This window comes from Sulfuracidifex metallicus DSM 6482 = JCM 9184 (assembly GCA_032834875.1).
In the GTDB taxonomy this organism is placed as follows: Archaea; Thermoproteota; Thermoprotei_A; order Sulfolobales; family Sulfolobaceae; genus Sulfuracidifex; species Sulfuracidifex metallicus.
Genome location: CP135238.1, coordinates 2,004,642 through 2,018,734, shown reverse-complemented (window position 1 = coordinate 2,018,734; position 14,093 = coordinate 2,004,642). Strand labels below are relative to the sequence as shown.

16 protein-coding genes are annotated in these 14,093 nt (G+C 37.8%); 8 read left to right on the top strand and 8 right to left on the bottom strand.

The annotated features are described in order from the left end of the window. Positions 1-20 precede the first annotated feature (20 nt). A complete protein-coding gene (locus RQ359_RS10880) occupies positions 21-383 on the top strand; it encodes a hypothetical protein (protein ID WP_054837613.1) in 363 nt (120 codons plus the stop codon). Here RQ359_RS10880 and RQ359_RS10875 read toward each other — a convergent pair. Then, entirely contained in the window at positions 376-1,527 is a 1,152-nt protein-coding gene (locus RQ359_RS10875; RefSeq protein ID WP_156016476.1) for an aminotransferase-like domain-containing protein, read from the bottom strand. The two genes, RQ359_RS10880 and RQ359_RS10875, sit on opposite strands and share 8 nt — an antisense overlap. Further along, complete coding sequence (locus tag RQ359_RS10870) at positions 1,512-2,456, bottom strand: ornithine cyclodeaminase family protein (RefSeq protein WP_156016477.1); 945 nt, start codon at positions 2,454-2,456, stop codon at positions 1,512-1,514. Before RQ359_RS10870 ends, RQ359_RS10875 begins: the two co-directional genes overlap by 16 nt. 61 nt (positions 2,457-2,517) lie before the next feature. On the opposite strand from RQ359_RS10870, the gene RQ359_RS10865 reads away from it, so the two are divergent. Beyond that, positions 2,518-2,847, top strand: coding sequence for a winged helix-turn-helix transcriptional regulator (locus RQ359_RS10865; protein WP_156016478.1), 330 nt, complete (start codon positions 2,518-2,520; stop codon positions 2,845-2,847). On the opposite strand, the gene RQ359_RS10860 is transcribed toward RQ359_RS10865, so the two are convergent. The 3 genes from RQ359_RS10860 to RQ359_RS10850 are packed head-to-tail and all read right to left on the bottom strand — an operon-like array spanning position 2,813 to position 4,530. After that, positions 2,813-3,508, bottom strand: a complete 696-nt coding sequence (locus RQ359_RS10860) for a polyprenol monophosphomannose synthase (RefSeq protein ID WP_054837612.1) — start codon at positions 3,506-3,508, stop codon at positions 2,813-2,815. The two genes, RQ359_RS10865 and RQ359_RS10860, sit on opposite strands and share 35 nt — an antisense overlap. Further along, positions 3,495-3,965 (bottom strand): DUF1947 domain-containing protein, encoded by a 471-nt coding sequence (locus RQ359_RS10855; protein WP_054837611.1) that lies wholly within the window; start codon positions 3,963-3,965, stop codon positions 3,495-3,497. The genes RQ359_RS10860 and RQ359_RS10855 overlap by 14 nt, the downstream gene beginning before the upstream one ends. 10 nt (positions 3,966-3,975) lie before the next feature. Further along, the gene (locus tag RQ359_RS10850; protein ID WP_156016479.1) at positions 3,976-4,530 is read right to left on the bottom strand and encodes a M48 family metalloprotease; all 555 of its coding nucleotides are present in this window, start codon (positions 4,528-4,530) and stop codon (positions 3,976-3,978) included. A 656-nt stretch (positions 4,531-5,186) separates the two neighbouring features. On the opposite strand from RQ359_RS10850, the gene RQ359_RS10845 reads away from it, so the two are divergent. Next, the gene (locus RQ359_RS10845) at positions 5,187-5,927 is read left to right on the top strand and encodes a hypothetical protein (RefSeq protein WP_457921208.1); all 741 of its coding nucleotides are present in this window, start codon (positions 5,187-5,189) and stop codon (positions 5,925-5,927) included. A 169-nt stretch (positions 5,928-6,096) separates the two neighbouring features. Then, positions 6,097-7,065, top strand: a complete 969-nt coding sequence (locus tag RQ359_RS10840) for a zinc-dependent dehydrogenase (protein ID WP_156017911.1) — start codon at positions 6,097-6,099, stop codon at positions 7,063-7,065. Here the strand turns inward: RQ359_RS10840 and RQ359_RS10835 are convergent. Both RQ359_RS10835 and cobS read right to left on the bottom strand, forming a co-directional pair. After that, positions 6,994-7,902, bottom strand: coding sequence for a cobalamin biosynthesis protein (locus tag RQ359_RS10835; protein ID WP_054837608.1), 909 nt, complete (start codon positions 7,900-7,902; stop codon positions 6,994-6,996). The two genes, RQ359_RS10840 and RQ359_RS10835, sit on opposite strands and share 72 nt — an antisense overlap. Further along, positions 7,860-8,603: an adenosylcobinamide-GDP ribazoletransferase gene (gene cobS / locus RQ359_RS10830; RefSeq protein ID WP_054837607.1), complete on the bottom strand. Its 744-nt coding sequence runs from the start codon at positions 8,601-8,603 to the stop codon at positions 7,860-7,862. The genes RQ359_RS10835 and cobS overlap by 43 nt, the downstream gene beginning before the upstream one ends. Positions 8,604-8,617: 14 nt before the next feature. Here cobS and RQ359_RS10825 point away from each other — a divergent pair, with 14 nt between their 5' ends. Both RQ359_RS10825 and RQ359_RS10820 read left to right on the top strand, forming a co-directional pair. After that, positions 8,618-10,000 carry a cobyric acid synthase gene (locus tag RQ359_RS10825; protein ID WP_457921207.1) on the top strand — a complete coding sequence of 461 codons (1,383 nt, stop codon included), beginning with the start codon at positions 8,618-8,620 and terminating at the stop codon, positions 9,998-10,000. A 16-nt stretch (positions 10,001-10,016) separates the two neighbouring features. After that, complete coding sequence (locus tag RQ359_RS10820) at positions 10,017-11,126, top strand: GMP synthase (glutamine-hydrolyzing) (protein WP_054837606.1); 1,110 nt, start codon at positions 10,017-10,019, stop codon at positions 11,124-11,126. 99 nt (positions 11,127-11,225) lie between these two features. On the opposite strand, the gene RQ359_RS10815 is transcribed toward RQ359_RS10820, so the two are convergent. Continuing rightward, positions 11,226-11,618, bottom strand: a complete 393-nt coding sequence (locus tag RQ359_RS10815) for a CBS domain-containing protein (protein ID WP_054837605.1) — start codon at positions 11,616-11,618, stop codon at positions 11,226-11,228. 102 nt (positions 11,619-11,720) lie between these two features. Between RQ359_RS10815 and htpX the strand changes: the two genes are divergently transcribed. Beyond that, positions 11,721-12,704 (top strand): zinc metalloprotease HtpX, encoded by a 984-nt coding sequence (gene htpX / locus RQ359_RS10810; protein ID WP_156016482.1) that lies wholly within the window; start codon positions 11,721-11,723, stop codon positions 12,702-12,704. Between the two features lie 247 nt (positions 12,705-12,951). Then, the gene (locus RQ359_RS10805; protein ID WP_457921206.1) at positions 12,952-13,992 is read left to right on the top strand and encodes a phospholipase D-like domain-containing protein; all 1,041 of its coding nucleotides are present in this window, start codon (positions 12,952-12,954) and stop codon (positions 13,990-13,992) included. Positions 13,993-14,093 lie beyond the last annotated feature (101 nt).

The following is a 14,093-nucleotide window of genomic DNA, read 5'->3' as shown; positions in this document are numbered from 1 at the left end:
ACTAAACAAATGTATTTATCGTGGAGTCAAAACCCGTAACTCAAAATCAGTTCTTCTCCTATTTTATGTCAACTTCTGACATGTATTTAAATCTTTCCAAGAGTATCGATACGATCCCAACCAGGTGCGAGTTGCTCTACGAGTCCATAAGCAGTTCCATAAAGATGCTACAGTATTATTTTCATATAGATAAGCCTAGAGAGGAGTCAGTTAGGCTACTATCGGACATACTAGGAGATTGGGTGCAGGAGGCTTATGATATAGCATTGAAGCTTCATTATGACGGATACATTTCCGAGACCCTTACCGAGGAGGACTTAAACGTCTATGAAGAGAAAGTGAAGAACTTTGTAAGGGATGCAGAAGAAGTTATAACTAGTTAACGCTTTCCTTGAGTATGCTTATTCCTTCCCTTATTTTATCTTCTTCTACATTTGTAACACTCAATCTAGCCATATTTTCGCCTCCTTTTAGGAAGAATGGTTTGGCTGGTACGAAGCTTAACCCTCTCTCTATAGCTTTCTTGAAGACGCTCCAGCTGTCCTTGTGAAGGTCAAGAAGAAGGAAGAACCCACAAGACGGTCTATTAAATGAGGTCAGTCCCTCTTCATTTAACGCATCAATCATTACGTTCATTTTTTTACGGTAATGTGAACTCATTTTTTCCGATAAGGACTTTACCACGCCCGTTTTCAACAACCTTGATACAACATATTGGTTAATAGTAGAAGTAGAGAAATCTAGCTGCTCTAACAATGACACTTTCTCCATTGTCTTTTTCTCGCCTAAAGCGAAACCTACCCTCAAGCCGGGAGCAAGAATTTTACTAAAACTACCTAAATAAATTACGTTGCCATAACTATCAAAACTCTTTATCGGTGGAGGAACTTCTCCCGCTATCGGTCTATAAGGGTCGTCCTCTATGATCACGAAATCGTACTCGTGAGCGAGTTCCGCTATTTCCTTTCTTTTCTCCAATGACATGTTAACTCCAGCTGGGTTATGACAGTTCGGAATCACGTAAAGGAGCTTTATCCTTGTTATTTCCAGAACTGTTCTTAAAGAAGCAGTATCTATTCCATCGTTCATTACGTCAAAGGGAAAATTTATCGAAGATCTTAACTTCAATGCATTGAACGTCTCAACGAAGGTAGGATTCTCAACTCCTATTGGATCGTATTCAAGGAAATACTTTGAAACTAATTCCATTGCGTGCTGTGCACCGCTAGTTATAACAGTCATATCATCGTCCTTTTTGTTCAAGCCGAGCATGGGAAGGAAAAACTTGTTTACGTTGTATATCAAGTCCTCCTGTCCTCCTGCTCCAGGGTATATGAGCGATTTAAAGCCGTATTCCTGTATAACTTGGTTGTAAGCATCTTTTATCTCATTTATCGGCATAACTTTAGGATCAGGATTTCCGCTTGCTAAGTTAATCTTAACTTTCTTAGCCATCTGGGATCCTAACTCCACCGGAGATAAGGTAATTTCTTTTCCCATTCTTGAAGGTTCTATTCTCGATGCCATTTTCCAGTTACCTCTAGTTCAAGGCAGTTTCCTCTCCTCTTAGCTTCTTCATACAAAGCCGACATAACCGCCACGTCTTCTAGTCCTATTCCAACCGACTTAAATAACGTGACGTTACCTTCTTCTCTTCTTATCCTAATCTTTCCCGTTATTAAAGAAGATAATGCCATGAGTTTGCTTTCGTCAAGCATCCCCATCTTTTTAGCCAGAACTAGATCTCCCGCCTCCTCTAATGCCATTTCAAAGTCCTCCACAACTATTGCAGCGGAATTCTTTACAACCTCAGGATATAGTTCTGACTTCTCAGGTATGTTAGATCCCATGGCATTTACGTGAGATCCCTTATTGAGATAGTCCAGCTTTAGGAACGGGTCCTTAGCTCTCGTAATAGTAACTATCGTTTCACTCTCCTTGCATAAAGTTTTCATATCTACGGGTCTAACCTTTATCCCTCTTCTTTGAAAGAAATTCATAGCAGAGTTTAATCTATCCTGACTCCTAGTGAACACGTTTATTGTAATTCCAGGTCTCAATTCGTGGAATGCCTCAACTTGTGCTAGGCCTTGTTTTCCAAGTCCGATTATGCCTACAGTTCCATATGATCCCATAGCATAATCTGAAGCTAAGACTGAGAGAGACCCAGTTCTGATCTGTGTTAACCTATCAGATTCGATAATAGAAAGAATATCTCCCCCTTTAGAGAAGAGAACGGACATGAATGAGCCGTTAACAAACGTTTTATAGCCTAAAAAGTCCTTGAAACCTCCCGATTGATAAGTGAGAGTTGATCCTGAGACGGAGGTCCTTATCCTTTTAGAGTTAACCGCTATCTTTTTATCAAGGAGTTCGAAAGCCTCTCTCATAGAAGAATAAGCCATAGAGAAGGTCAATATGGAATTGACCTCCGCTTCTCTTATCAGGAGGGTCAATGTAACCAATAGAACTACGTGCCTCCATGTTTAAAAGATATTCTACTGTAAAAGGTCATATATGGAACTTCCCCCTAGACTGCAGGATATAGTGGCAATTATTAGAGAAAGAGGCATCATTAACATGACGGATCTGGCACTTCAATTAAAGGTATCACCTAAGACCATGAAGGGTTACGTTAGAGAATTAATTAGAACAGGCATAGTTGAAGTTGACGACGAGGGGAACGTCAAAATAAGCCAAAAAAGTAACGAAAGTTTTGAAGAGAAGGTAATGAAAATGTTAGAGATTCATGAAAGCCAGATATCCATGCTTACCAAAGAGATCCTCGAGCTTAAGGAGCAAGTTAACAAACTTAAGAAGAGGCGAGGAGAGAAAGTAGAAACTTGAACCACCTGAATATCTCAACATTACTTAACTTGCTCTTTCCTATTTCTCTATCCCTAAATATAATAGGATATTCGCCTATCTTTATTCCAGCCTTGAGAATCCTGAAAACCGCACATATTTGAAATTCGTAGCCATCCGCTGAGTTGCAATTTAGGGCTTCCTTTGCAGCGTTCGTCGAGTATACTCTATAATTTGACGTGTTATCATGAATGTATGACCTCATCGCTGTTCTAAATAGGAAGTTAGCTCCCTTGCTTACGATTCTCCTCTTTAGAGGCCAATTTTCTATTCCTCCTCCCTTTACATATCTAGACCCTATAACCAATCCGTAACCAGTTTTTGCCATTTCCAGCATACCAGGCAAGTAAGACGGATCGTGACTGAAGTCTGCGTCCATAGTTACTATGTATTCGCTTTCCAACTCCAACGCTCTACTCAATCCAGTTTTTATAGCTGAACCCAATCCTTTCTCGTTCTTTCTTATAATTAACTCTAAGTTCTTTAAGTTCAGTTTCTTTAGGCTTTCCTCTGTTCCATCTGGACTATTATCATCGACCACAATAAATGAAAGGGAAGGAAGAATTTCATTGAGTCTAATGAGGAGTTTAGTTATATTCTCCTTTTCATTAAAAGTGGGTATAACTACACTAATTCTCGCCATTACAAAGACCCCACAACTCGTCATTTAGGTGATGAACGTTCACCCCGAACTTACCCTTTCCAGCCTTAACTGCTTCCTCTGCCACTTCAGATATTCTCATAAGAGCAACTGGAAGCCCTTGAAGAGTTCTAACTAATACTATGGAATTTGGTTTAACTTCACAATGGTATTCCTTTATTCCAGGGGTGAATAAGTCTGCCCCTTTGATCAAAGCCTTTACTGCACCTTCATCCACTGCAACGTATGGCATATTTATTTTCAGTTTTATTACACCGCACAAGGTAGGAACTATCTCGTCATTCATTACGAAGAAAGCTAAGATGTGATTCACTAAATAATATTTAGCCTTCTTTTCCTTACCTATTTCTAACTGACCGTCTAGATCTATATTATATTTCTCTTTGACTTTTTCCTTTATTTCAACAGATTCCTTCTCAGATAAAACATGTCTTTGCATTTCTTAGGATTTAGCTGTATCCTATGTTCTTAAGTCTTGTCGAAACATCAGGATGAGTAGAAATAAGCGAACTGCGTCTCTCACCGTATCTAGAAATTACACTTGCCAGTTCGTCCCTTGATGTGGTCTTCAGAGCGTACCTATCAGCTTCTAGTTCAAATCTTCTTGAAATTACCTTTTGAGCCAACAATGTTATGAGCAAAATAGGTATTGCGAAAAAAACCTCTCCTTTTATAATGAGTAACAAAGATGTATAAATTGGTATTCCCATTACTAATGTCATTTTAACATGATGATTCAATTTAATATGGCCTTCTTCATGTGCTATTATTGCTTGTAGCTCATTGTAATCTAAATTCAGTGTACTTTCGCTTATTAGAATTAAGTGAGATCTGATCCCTCTCACGGAGAATGCATTAATCTGCGAATATCCTTTCAGCACTCTTATCTGATCGTGATAATAATCAATAGGATAGCTCTTTTTCTTTAACATCCATGGAACTAAAGTAAAGGGTAATAACAGAATGAAAGCTAAAGCAATGGAGATCAATTCGAAATAGTTCATAAAATAAATTGCATGGTATTACTATATTAAATATAATAGTTTCGGATAACCCCGGGTGCAATAAAAATTTCAGGGCTCGTGTTCAAGCACCCGTTTTACTTGATTTTTGATCAAAGATGAAAATTCTTTACCTTTAGGGGAAGGCTTTTTTATTTTTTCCACCTTAGTAGGCTTTCTTTTTAAATAAATTATCCTTTTCTGTTCTTCTTTTTGCAAAGTTTTTACTTACGTCACCATATATCTGAACATAATGAAAAGCATACGAATTAACTTTGCAGCTAAACTAAATATTATTTAGGGAAAATAACAAATATAAGGGGTTAGTATTATCAAAGTTTATTTTCAAGTTTTTGTGTTATTCTAATCTTTATTAATTTTTAGCTGATATAAAAAAGTATATTACTCTAAGTATAAAGAATGGGTAAGTTAATCATATATTCTTATGTAAAATATTTACTAAAACTATTGAAATTCTTTAAAAAACTTTTATAAGAATTACTGTTAAGTCTGATGAAAGTAGATAACTTTAAATAGATTAAAAGGAATTGATTTCTTTGTTAATTAAAGGTAATTCATTTCTTTCGAAAATATCTATAGTTTCAATTAAAAAATAAACAATATGTTTAAAATATTCTAATTCCATAATTCAGTTAGGTATGGAAAGCAAGTATTCCGAAGTGATAAAAGTTGATGTGCCTAGAGGAGTTTTAGTGAAGATGCTAAGCGATCCAATGATGTTTTTATTAGCCACTGGTCATTTCGTCGTAATCAGAAAGTTGGATAACGGAAACTACTTGGCAGCGTTAATTAATGATGTAGAAGAAGGTAGGACTAAACAGGAATCCTATTATGGTCAAGTGTATCCAGTAACTATGGCTGGTTCTTCTTTTGTTTATAGAGGGGAGTCTTTCGATAAGAAAATGAGGTTTAATGCGTCTGTAGATCTTTCGTTCATGGCTAAGGATAACTCAATAAATATTACAATAGATTTAGTTGCAGATGATAAATCCTTTCTTGGAATTGGTAAGGTTAAGTTTCCAATAACTGCTGAACATATAGTAAAAAATCACGTAATTCCTTTCATGAAACGTTTCTCATGTTTAATAAGGGAAGCAGATGAGTCTTGGCTCGTAGATCCTATGGACGTTGCTAAATACGTAAGGATGAAGGCCAAACAATTAAAAGAGGGAATTATCACTGTTCATAACTGCAACGTTTATGCCGCCTTTAAGATAGAGGGAGGTGAAATAAAGGCTTCATCAGGTAAGTTCAGAAATCTACTAATAACGGGGAACGATGTTTTAATTAGACTTATGCAAGAGAAGGAGAAGTTGGTTCTAGAAATAGCTGATACTACGACAATGAACATCATGGAGGTATTGAAAGAAATTCTTTAAGATAGATATCTTAGCTGTTTATGTTAGAGCTGATTCTCTCAACGGAATTTTATTCCAACGTGAATTAAAAAATGGCTTGTTAGCTACGTTTAAAAATTCCAGTTCTTTGTAATCTTTGATCAATTTGAAGTCCGTGATTATAGAAAATGGGAAGGTTATTCTTAGAGAAATGGAAATACCAAAGCTGAGTGAAGGTGATATTCTAGTTAAGATGAAAGCATGTGGGCTTTGTGGTACGGATGTAGAGAAGATATGCGGTCAATACACTGCGTCACAACCAATTATAGGACATGAACCGACAGGAATTATAGAGGAAAGTAGAGCTGAAGGCTATAAGAAAGGAGAAAGGGTATTTGCCCACCATCACGTTCCGTGCTATGAGTGTTACTATTGTAAAAAGGGTAGCCCAACCATGTGTCCTTACTATAGAAAAACTAATATAGAGCCAGGAGGTTTTTCGGAATATTTCAGAGTACCAGCGTGGAACGTGGAAAGAGGAGGAGTCCTGAAATTACCCGATAACGTTAGTTTCGACGAAGGCTCCTTCATAGAGCCTCTAGCTACGGTAGTAAGAGGGCAGAGGAGAGTAAAGATTGATGAAGGAGATACGGTTTTGGTTGTCGGTGCAGGTCCTATGGGTTTGCTTCACGTTATGACCGCAAAGAGAAACAAGGCTAAACAAGTCGTAATAAGTGACGTATCAGATTTCAGAGTCGAGTTCGCATCTACCATTGCAGACTATTCTTTAAACTCTACCAAGGTAAAGGTGCAAGAAGAAGTGAGAAAGCTGACCGACGGAAGAGGCGCAGACGTCGCAATTATAGCTTCTGGTGCACCGCGCGCAATACTAGACGGGCTTAGGTCAGTGAGAAAAGGAGGTAGAGTACTTCTCTTCGGCGTACCGTTTAAGGGTACAGTGTTAGATTATGATGTAAGTGATTTACTTAATAACGAGATATCTGTCATTTCCTCCAACGCTGCAGTAGAAGAAGACACGAGAGAGGCGTTGAAAATGCTGGAGAATAGGGAGGTAAACGTAGAAAAATTGGTGACCCATCACTTCCCTCTAGATCAATTCGAGGATGCCGTAAGGATATCCAAGGAGGGAAAGACCATAAAGGCAGTAATCTACAGCTAATGCGAAAGTCATGAAAATAAACAAAGTAACTCGGAATAGCATCAACGCGTCTTTCAGCTTCCCCTCATCTGGGAGATTAGCGTCATCATTCTCGGAATAAAAACCTCTTTTCTCCAGTTTAACGTCGAGTAACCCTGCACTACAAGAAATGGGGTATCTAGCGTTAATGCTCTCAATGGTAGTTTTCCTCACATTTTTGACGCATTTTCTCACGTTCATATTAAGAAGATAGCCAGCTAAGATCATGAAGAGAAAGGTCAGCCTTGCTGGGACGTAATTTATCACTGTATCTACCTTTGCTGAAAACCAGCCCTCCTTTTCAAGTTCAGGTGTTTTATATCCAACCATACTATCCATAGTGTTGGCTAGCCTTTGCAGAAGTGCTCCTGGAATTCCCAGTAGAATGAACCAGAAAATGGGAGAAGTTATGCCATCAACTGTGCTCTCAAAAAGAGACTCTATTGCGGCAGATATTACATGTCCTTGATCCTCCTTTTTTAAGTCCCTTCTTACTAGCTGCTGTGCGTTTTCCTTTCCATTTTCTCCGACGCTATTTTTTACCAATCGGTAAAGCATAGAAATTGAAAATGATATCTTAAGGGAATAAACCGCTATGATAATCTTGACCAAGTAGGGAACATTAAGCGATAAAAGTACAGTGAAAAGAAGAAGAACTGGCAAAACTGAAGCAGTCCATATGAAAACTCCATAAGCTCTTCCCTTAAATGGCTTTATGAGTCTTTCAGATATCTTTCCAGTCCAAACAACTGGGTGAATAAAGATAGGAGGTTCACCTAAAAGATCGATAAGAAGAGCCAGAATAAGGACTCCAAGCATTTTAATTCACCTATGATGAAAATAGGGAAGGAAAGCGTGATCACTGCTCCTACTAGATCTCCTGACGACCCTCCTAAGTTTCTTTCGAAGATCAGGATTAAAACAACTGAAAATAGGAGCGCAATTGCTCCCCCTATAGAGATGAAAGGTATTATCGTGATTAATATTACGTAAAAGTACCTCTTAATGTATTTTGAGAACGTAGAACCAAGGAAGCTTCCCTCCAAAGGTTTTCCTAATAATGACAGCATTCCTGTGCCTCTGGCTAGTACCTCAGCAGAGACTAGAGTTGCAAACACAGCCAACGACGGGGAAGAAAATAGAGACAATGAGACTAACATTAGAGACAAGTAAACCAATGTCATTCCTATTCCTCCAGCTCCAACTTGGACATCCTTCAGAGCTCTCATTTTCTTTTCCTTGTCTGCAATCATTAGGGCATCTCCAGTGTCAAGTAATCCATCTAAATGGTGAAAACCCCTGAAAAGTTCTACCTCTGCTATAAGAATGTATTTGGCTACATTTCCAACTATCATCCAACCTAAGTAATACGTTGCGAAGTCTATGAGCCCAGCTATCATTCCAACAAACAAGGGAGCAACGATGCTAGCCGAAGCTATTTCCTCTAGAGTCAAATCAATTTTTACTGGAATTGTTGAAAAGAATGCTAGTTGAGCTATCACCGCTTTTAACTTCCGCATTGCTTTTGTTATTTGTGGCTCTTCTAATAGCTTCTACTATGAGCGACTCTGGTAAGTCCCTCGTCACAGCTGGCTTGTCAAGAATTATGACAGCTAAACCAATGAAAGTTCAAAATATGTCTCTAAACAGTTACTCTACTTCAGATGGAGGTGAGATCTCCTTCATTCAGGCATATCAGGCAATAGGTGCCGGTTTAAATCCATCAAGGGAGAATAATCCCATTCTACTTAAACCAACGGGTAAAGGAATAGAGGTTGTATTTATGGGAGATCCGTTGGGGATCTTCAACGCAGATATCTATTACTCCATGATAGGCTCGCTGTGGGATAAGATCAAAGGGATAGTATCTAGGGACCATGTTATTGAGGGAGCAGGAGGAATGGGTGAGCCAAATTTTTTAGATAAAGATATCACAGTACATAAAGTAGCCTCCGAGTTAAAGGTAAATATTATTCTAGTTCTTGACATTGATAGAGGAGGAGCCTTTGCCTCAGCATATGGTACATATATGATGTCTCCACCTTCTGTTAGGGAAAGAATGGTTGGTTTCATAATAAATAAGTTCAGGGGAGATCCTAAGTACCTTGACCCAGCCATTTCTTGGCTCAAAGGAAGGACAGGGATGGTTCACTTAGGTACTATACCTTACGAGGAAGGGCTTAACATGATGCCAGAGGACTCAATGAACGTGTTCCCTTTCGGAGAGGGTGACCTAGAGGTTGGAGTAATAGCTTATCCTTATATGAGCAACTTCAACGAGCTTTTTGCTCTTGTTAAATCTAATTCTTCAGTCAAGTTTGTAAGGGATTTAGGGAGTTTGAAGAGAAGCGATGTGGTAATACTTCCAGGCAGTAGGAACACAATCGAATCACTTTCGTGGCTAAGGTCTAAAGGATTTGAGGATGTTATTAAAAGAAAATCCGTCATTGGGATATGCGGAGGATTTCAAATGATGGGTTCTACATTAATTGATAAGATAGGCATTGAGAGTGGAACCCCTGGGACTTACAACGGCATGGGTATCTTCGACTTTGACGTCATATACGGAGAAAGAAAGGTGATTTCACAGTCTTTCTCTTCTTTTAAAGGCGGTTTGAGAGGCTATGAAATTAGAAGAGGAGAAATATCATATCGCCAAGATCCTCTATATGTCATAGAGCGGAGAAACGGAAAGGATGTGGAAGTATATGACGGAGCCATGAACGGAGATAAAATTGGTACAAGCGTGCATGGATTCATGTTCTCTCCTGGCGGGAAATCTCTGCTTAAAGAGGTGGGAATTAAGATAAACTCATCTTCTCTAGAGGAGGAAATATCAAGTCAAGTCTCGTTGATAGAAAAGATGCTTAGGTCTTCAGTTGATCTTGACAAAATAGAAGAAATTTATAAGTCGTAGTACACAATCAGACTCGATGAGTTTTAACCCTTCATCTTTCATAAATGAAATTTCTCCTCAACTCATAGAGAAAGTAGGTAACTCAAAGGTTCTCATTGCTGTAAGTGGTGGCGTAGACAGCACCACCGCAGCGGCGTTGGCCTATAGGGTTCTAGGTGAACGTGTAATCCCAGTAATGATAGATACAGGATTTCTCAGGGAAAATGAGGCCAATTCTGTGAGGGAAATGACGAGGAAGGTAATCCCAAATCTAGTTGTGGAGGATAAGTCTGAGGAATTTCTATCCGCATTAGAGGGCGTTGAGGACGCAGAAGAGAAAAGAAAGAAGTTCAGGGATATATTCTATAATACTATTTCTTCTCTAGCTAGAAAATATGGAACTACAATGATGATGCAAGGTACTATAGCTGCTGATTGGGTTGAGACACAAGGAGGAATAAAGACTCAGCATAACGTACTGGTTCAGCTTGGGATTAATACTGAATCCCAATGGGGATTTACAGTAATAGAGCCTTTAGCAGATCTTTATAAGAATGAAGTGAGGGAGTTAGCAAGGTTTCTTGGTCTTCCCCCAGCAATTTCTGAGAGGCAGCCATTCCCTGGACCAGGCTTACTGATACGTACAGTCGGGAAAGTGACCAGGGAGAAGCTTTTGGTGGAAAGGCAAGCTAATTCGATAGTTGAAAGAAGGTTAGAAGGCAAGGGGTTCTCTCAATATTTTGCAGTTACATTTGATTCTGATTGTGAAGAAGATTTAGAAAAATCGAAGGAGGTAGGATCTAAGGTTAAGATCTACAAGTCAAGGGCTACTGGAGTTAAAGGAGACGTGAGATCTTATGGACATATAGCCTCAGTAGAATCTCCTATTTCAGTCAGAGAAACAGTAATGAAGTTATCTAGATATGATATAACCCATGTTATGTCTATAGTATCAAACAAAGATAAGGGTAAGTATGCAGTGGCAATCAGGGCAGTTCTTACGGAGGACTTCATGACAGCTGACGTACCCTCTATTTCAGCTGAGGAATTGAAAACTATTGCAAACGAGATAATGGAGAACCCTCTAGTGAAGGAGGTTCTATTTGATATTACGTCTAAGCCACCAGCTACTATAGAACTGGAGTAAAAAATACATACACTTAATATTAATAATTTTATTTTCCATTAATATTAAAAAGAAAATATAAAAGCAGAAAGATGTATCCTATATATTTGTCTTTTGAAATTATTGCTCAAACATATTGTCCAGGGCCTTAGCTATGTCTCTTATGGAAATTATACCCTTAAGTGTGCCATTCTGATCCACTACTGGTAAGTGCCTTATATTGTATGACCTCATGAGGCTTAATGCTCCAGTTATAGGAGCGTCTTCCCTTACAGTTATTAACGATGAGGTCATAGCGTTCTCGATGGGTTCGTCCAGAGATTTCCCTTTTCCTATTGACCTTACTACGTCCCTTTCAGTTGCTATTCCTATTGGTTTACCGTTTCCATCTACGACTATTACTGAACCTACATTTTTATCTGTCATTATTTTAGCCACTTCCTTAATGGTAGTTTTCTTTTCAGCGGAAACTACACCTTCCTTCATATATTCCTTTACTAATTCTTCTTCCATGTTAGTAAATTTGTCAGAAAAATCTTTAAACTCTCCTATCGATTTCTTGTCGTTAGTAAATTTGTCAGAAAAATCTTTAAACCCTAGTAGAGAGTTTCACATATGAATCTGACGGTCTTAAGACTTAAGTTAAGCATGTTGATGGCTAGCATAGGGATAATTCTTCTAGGACTGGCTATAGGACTTATTGTGGCTAAGTTAGCTTTCGGAGCTACTATAGGGATTTCGTTAATAATGGGGCTTCTTACGTTTATCATTATACTAAATGTGATTCAGTGGCTATTTGGTCCTTATCTTATACAAGCCATTTATCATACTGTGGAAGTAACTCCAACTGATCCGCAGTATAGTTGGTTGTATAGTTTGGTTTCTGAGGCAGCATATTACAATAAAATTCAAATGCCAAAGGTATTTATAGCAAACGTTCCATTTCCTAATGCCTTCGCATACGGAAGCCCAATTGCGGGGAAGAGAATAGCGTTCACCATGCCAATCCTTAAGTTATTAAATAGGGAAGAATTGCTTGCAGTTGCAGGCCACGAATTAGGTCACTTAAAGCATCGTGATGTTGAAGTAATGCTTGCTGTAGGTCTAATTCCAGCTCTAATATTCTATTTAGGCTATTGGATCTTTTGGGGAGGCTTATTTGGAGAGGGAGGAAATAGAAATAACAACGGTGGTTTGATATTACTTGTAGGCTTAGCAATGGTAGCAGTAAGTTATCTATTCCAGTTTCTAGTATTATTTATAAACAGAATGCGCGAAGCTTATGCCGACGTAAACTCTGCTACCACAGTGCCCGGAGGAGCGGAAAATCTACAAATGGCTTTAGCTAAGCTTACCTTAGCTACAGATCCTAATGCGTTAGAGAAGTATAAGAAAAAGCAAGGTGCTACTGGTCAATTGGGAAGTATGTTGTTCTTCAATTCTCCAAGTCCAGACGAGGAAATTCCAGCTTATAATGCACAACAACTAGTGGAAGTGTGGAAACATACCAAAGTTTCTGCACTCTCAGACTTCTTCATGGACCATCCACATCCAGCCAAGAGAATTCAGTTACTAGAGAAAATTAAAAGAAATATGTAAAATCACGGACTTGAATTAATGTATTATTAAATACTTAAAACTAAAATAATTTTTATTATTGGTTCTCTTGATCTGATATTAGCTTTATATTGTTATAGACGGAATATATCTATTTTTTTAAAAAAGTTATTAATTAAGAATATTTGTAATATCTTTCTTTTTTAATATCAAGGAAACCTCATAATCTATTTAGATCTATGTTTTCTATAAACTTCATTTTTATTAGAAAATTTTTTCCATTATAGTCATGCATAACATAACATTAGTTTTTCTCTCCTTGGTACTCGTTTCGTTTGCAGTTACAGTAGTTGGTTCTACATCAAGCAACTGGTACGTTTCAATAAACCCCTCTCAAGTAACTCTTATAGTTGGACCCACAAATTCGTCTTATATTATACATGAATTGAAACAAGCTAAAACTTCAGTCTACTCGGAGATTTATGAGCTAACTTGTACAGAGATTGTAGAGAATTTGGCTGAATTGGCCAGGCAAGGTGTTAACGTATATGTCGTGCTTTCAGGTAGCGTTTATGGTGGAATACCATCAGATGAAAAACAGTATATAAATCTCTTGAACTCTTCCGGAGTCCATGTGAAATTTCAATACGATTTCACCTTCGTCCATTCTAAAGTTTACGTAATAGATAACAAGACTGTAATATTAGGTTCCATGAATCCTACGTATTACGGTATGTACATTGATAAAAGCATTGATATAGCTATTCATAATTCCTCTATAGCTAAAGTATACGCAGGAATCATATTACGTGATTTTGAGAACGAGCCCTTAAATTCAATTAATTACCCTGGCGTTGTGGTATCTCCTATAAACAGTTATAATCGTATTTCGTATCTATTATCTCAGCAAGGTACTTTATACATCGCAATGGAAGAACTCTATCCAAGCTCTGGCCTATTCAATGAGATAGCTTCTCATAAAACAGTTATAGGTGTAGTCTCAGATTACTCTGAGGATAGCGAGGCATCATCACAGTTTGGTCTAAAGCAGTTGCATGATATGGTGGCTAAAGTGATTGTAGTAGGGAATTACGTATATATAGGATCTATTAATCTAGATTCAACCTCGCTCACGAAAAACAGGGAACTTGGCATAATAATTAAGGATCCTCTTTTAGCCTCAGAGCTGAAATATCTCATAGTAGAATGGGGAGGAAAGCCATATCATGTTTCTTTTTTCGATAAATATAAAGTCTATATAATTATTGCAATAGTAATTATTTTGATTTTATTGACAATTATGCTCAAACGTTATAGGAATATTAAATAATATAATAATTATTAATTCTTTTAAATTAAAAGAAATAATACATTATTCTAGGTTATATTTAAATATATTTTTAAGTGATAACCAAATTTTTGACAGCACTT

Excerpts from the sequence above, each read along its gene's own strand:
- RQ359_RS10875 (WP_156016476.1), bottom strand. The coding sequence starts at position 1,527 with ATGGCATCGAGAATAGAACCTTCAAGAATGGGAAAAGAAATTACCTTA.
- RQ359_RS10865 (WP_156016478.1), top strand. The coding sequence starts at position 2,518 with ATGGAACTTCCCCCTAGACTGCAGGATATAGTGGCAATTATTAGAGAA.
- RQ359_RS10860 (WP_054837612.1), bottom strand. The coding sequence starts at position 3,508 with ATGGCGAGAATTAGTGTAGTTATACCCACTTTTAATGAAAAGGAGAAT.
- RQ359_RS10855 (WP_054837611.1), bottom strand. The coding sequence starts at position 3,965 with ATGCAAAGACATGTTTTATCTGAGAAGGAATCTGTTGAAATAAAGGAA.
- RQ359_RS10850 (WP_156016479.1), bottom strand. The coding sequence starts at position 4,530 with ATGAACTATTTCGAATTGATCTCCATTGCTTTAGCTTTCATTCTGTTA.
- RQ359_RS10845 (WP_457921208.1), top strand. The coding sequence starts at position 5,187 with ATGGAAAGCAAGTATTCCGAAGTGATAAAAGTTGATGTGCCTAGAGGA.
- RQ359_RS10840 (WP_156017911.1), top strand. The coding sequence starts at position 6,097 with ATGGAAATACCAAAGCTGAGTGAAGGTGATATTCTAGTTAAGATGAAA.
- RQ359_RS10835 (WP_054837608.1), bottom strand. The coding sequence starts at position 7,902 with ATGCTTGGAGTCCTTATTCTGGCTCTTCTTATCGATCTTTTAGGTGAA.
- cobS (WP_054837607.1), bottom strand. The coding sequence starts at position 8,603 with ATGCGGAAGTTAAAAGCGGTGATAGCTCAACTAGCATTCTTTTCAACA.
- RQ359_RS10820 (WP_054837606.1), top strand. The coding sequence starts at position 10,017 with ATGAGTTTTAACCCTTCATCTTTCATAAATGAAATTTCTCCTCAACTC.
- RQ359_RS10815 (WP_054837605.1), bottom strand. The coding sequence starts at position 11,618 with ATGGAAGAAGAATTAGTAAAGGAATATATGAAGGAAGGTGTAGTTTCC.
- htpX (WP_156016482.1), top strand. The coding sequence starts at position 11,721 with ATGAATCTGACGGTCTTAAGACTTAAGTTAAGCATGTTGATGGCTAGC.
- RQ359_RS10805 (WP_457921206.1), top strand. The coding sequence starts at position 12,952 with ATGCATAACATAACATTAGTTTTTCTCTCCTTGGTACTCGTTTCGTTT.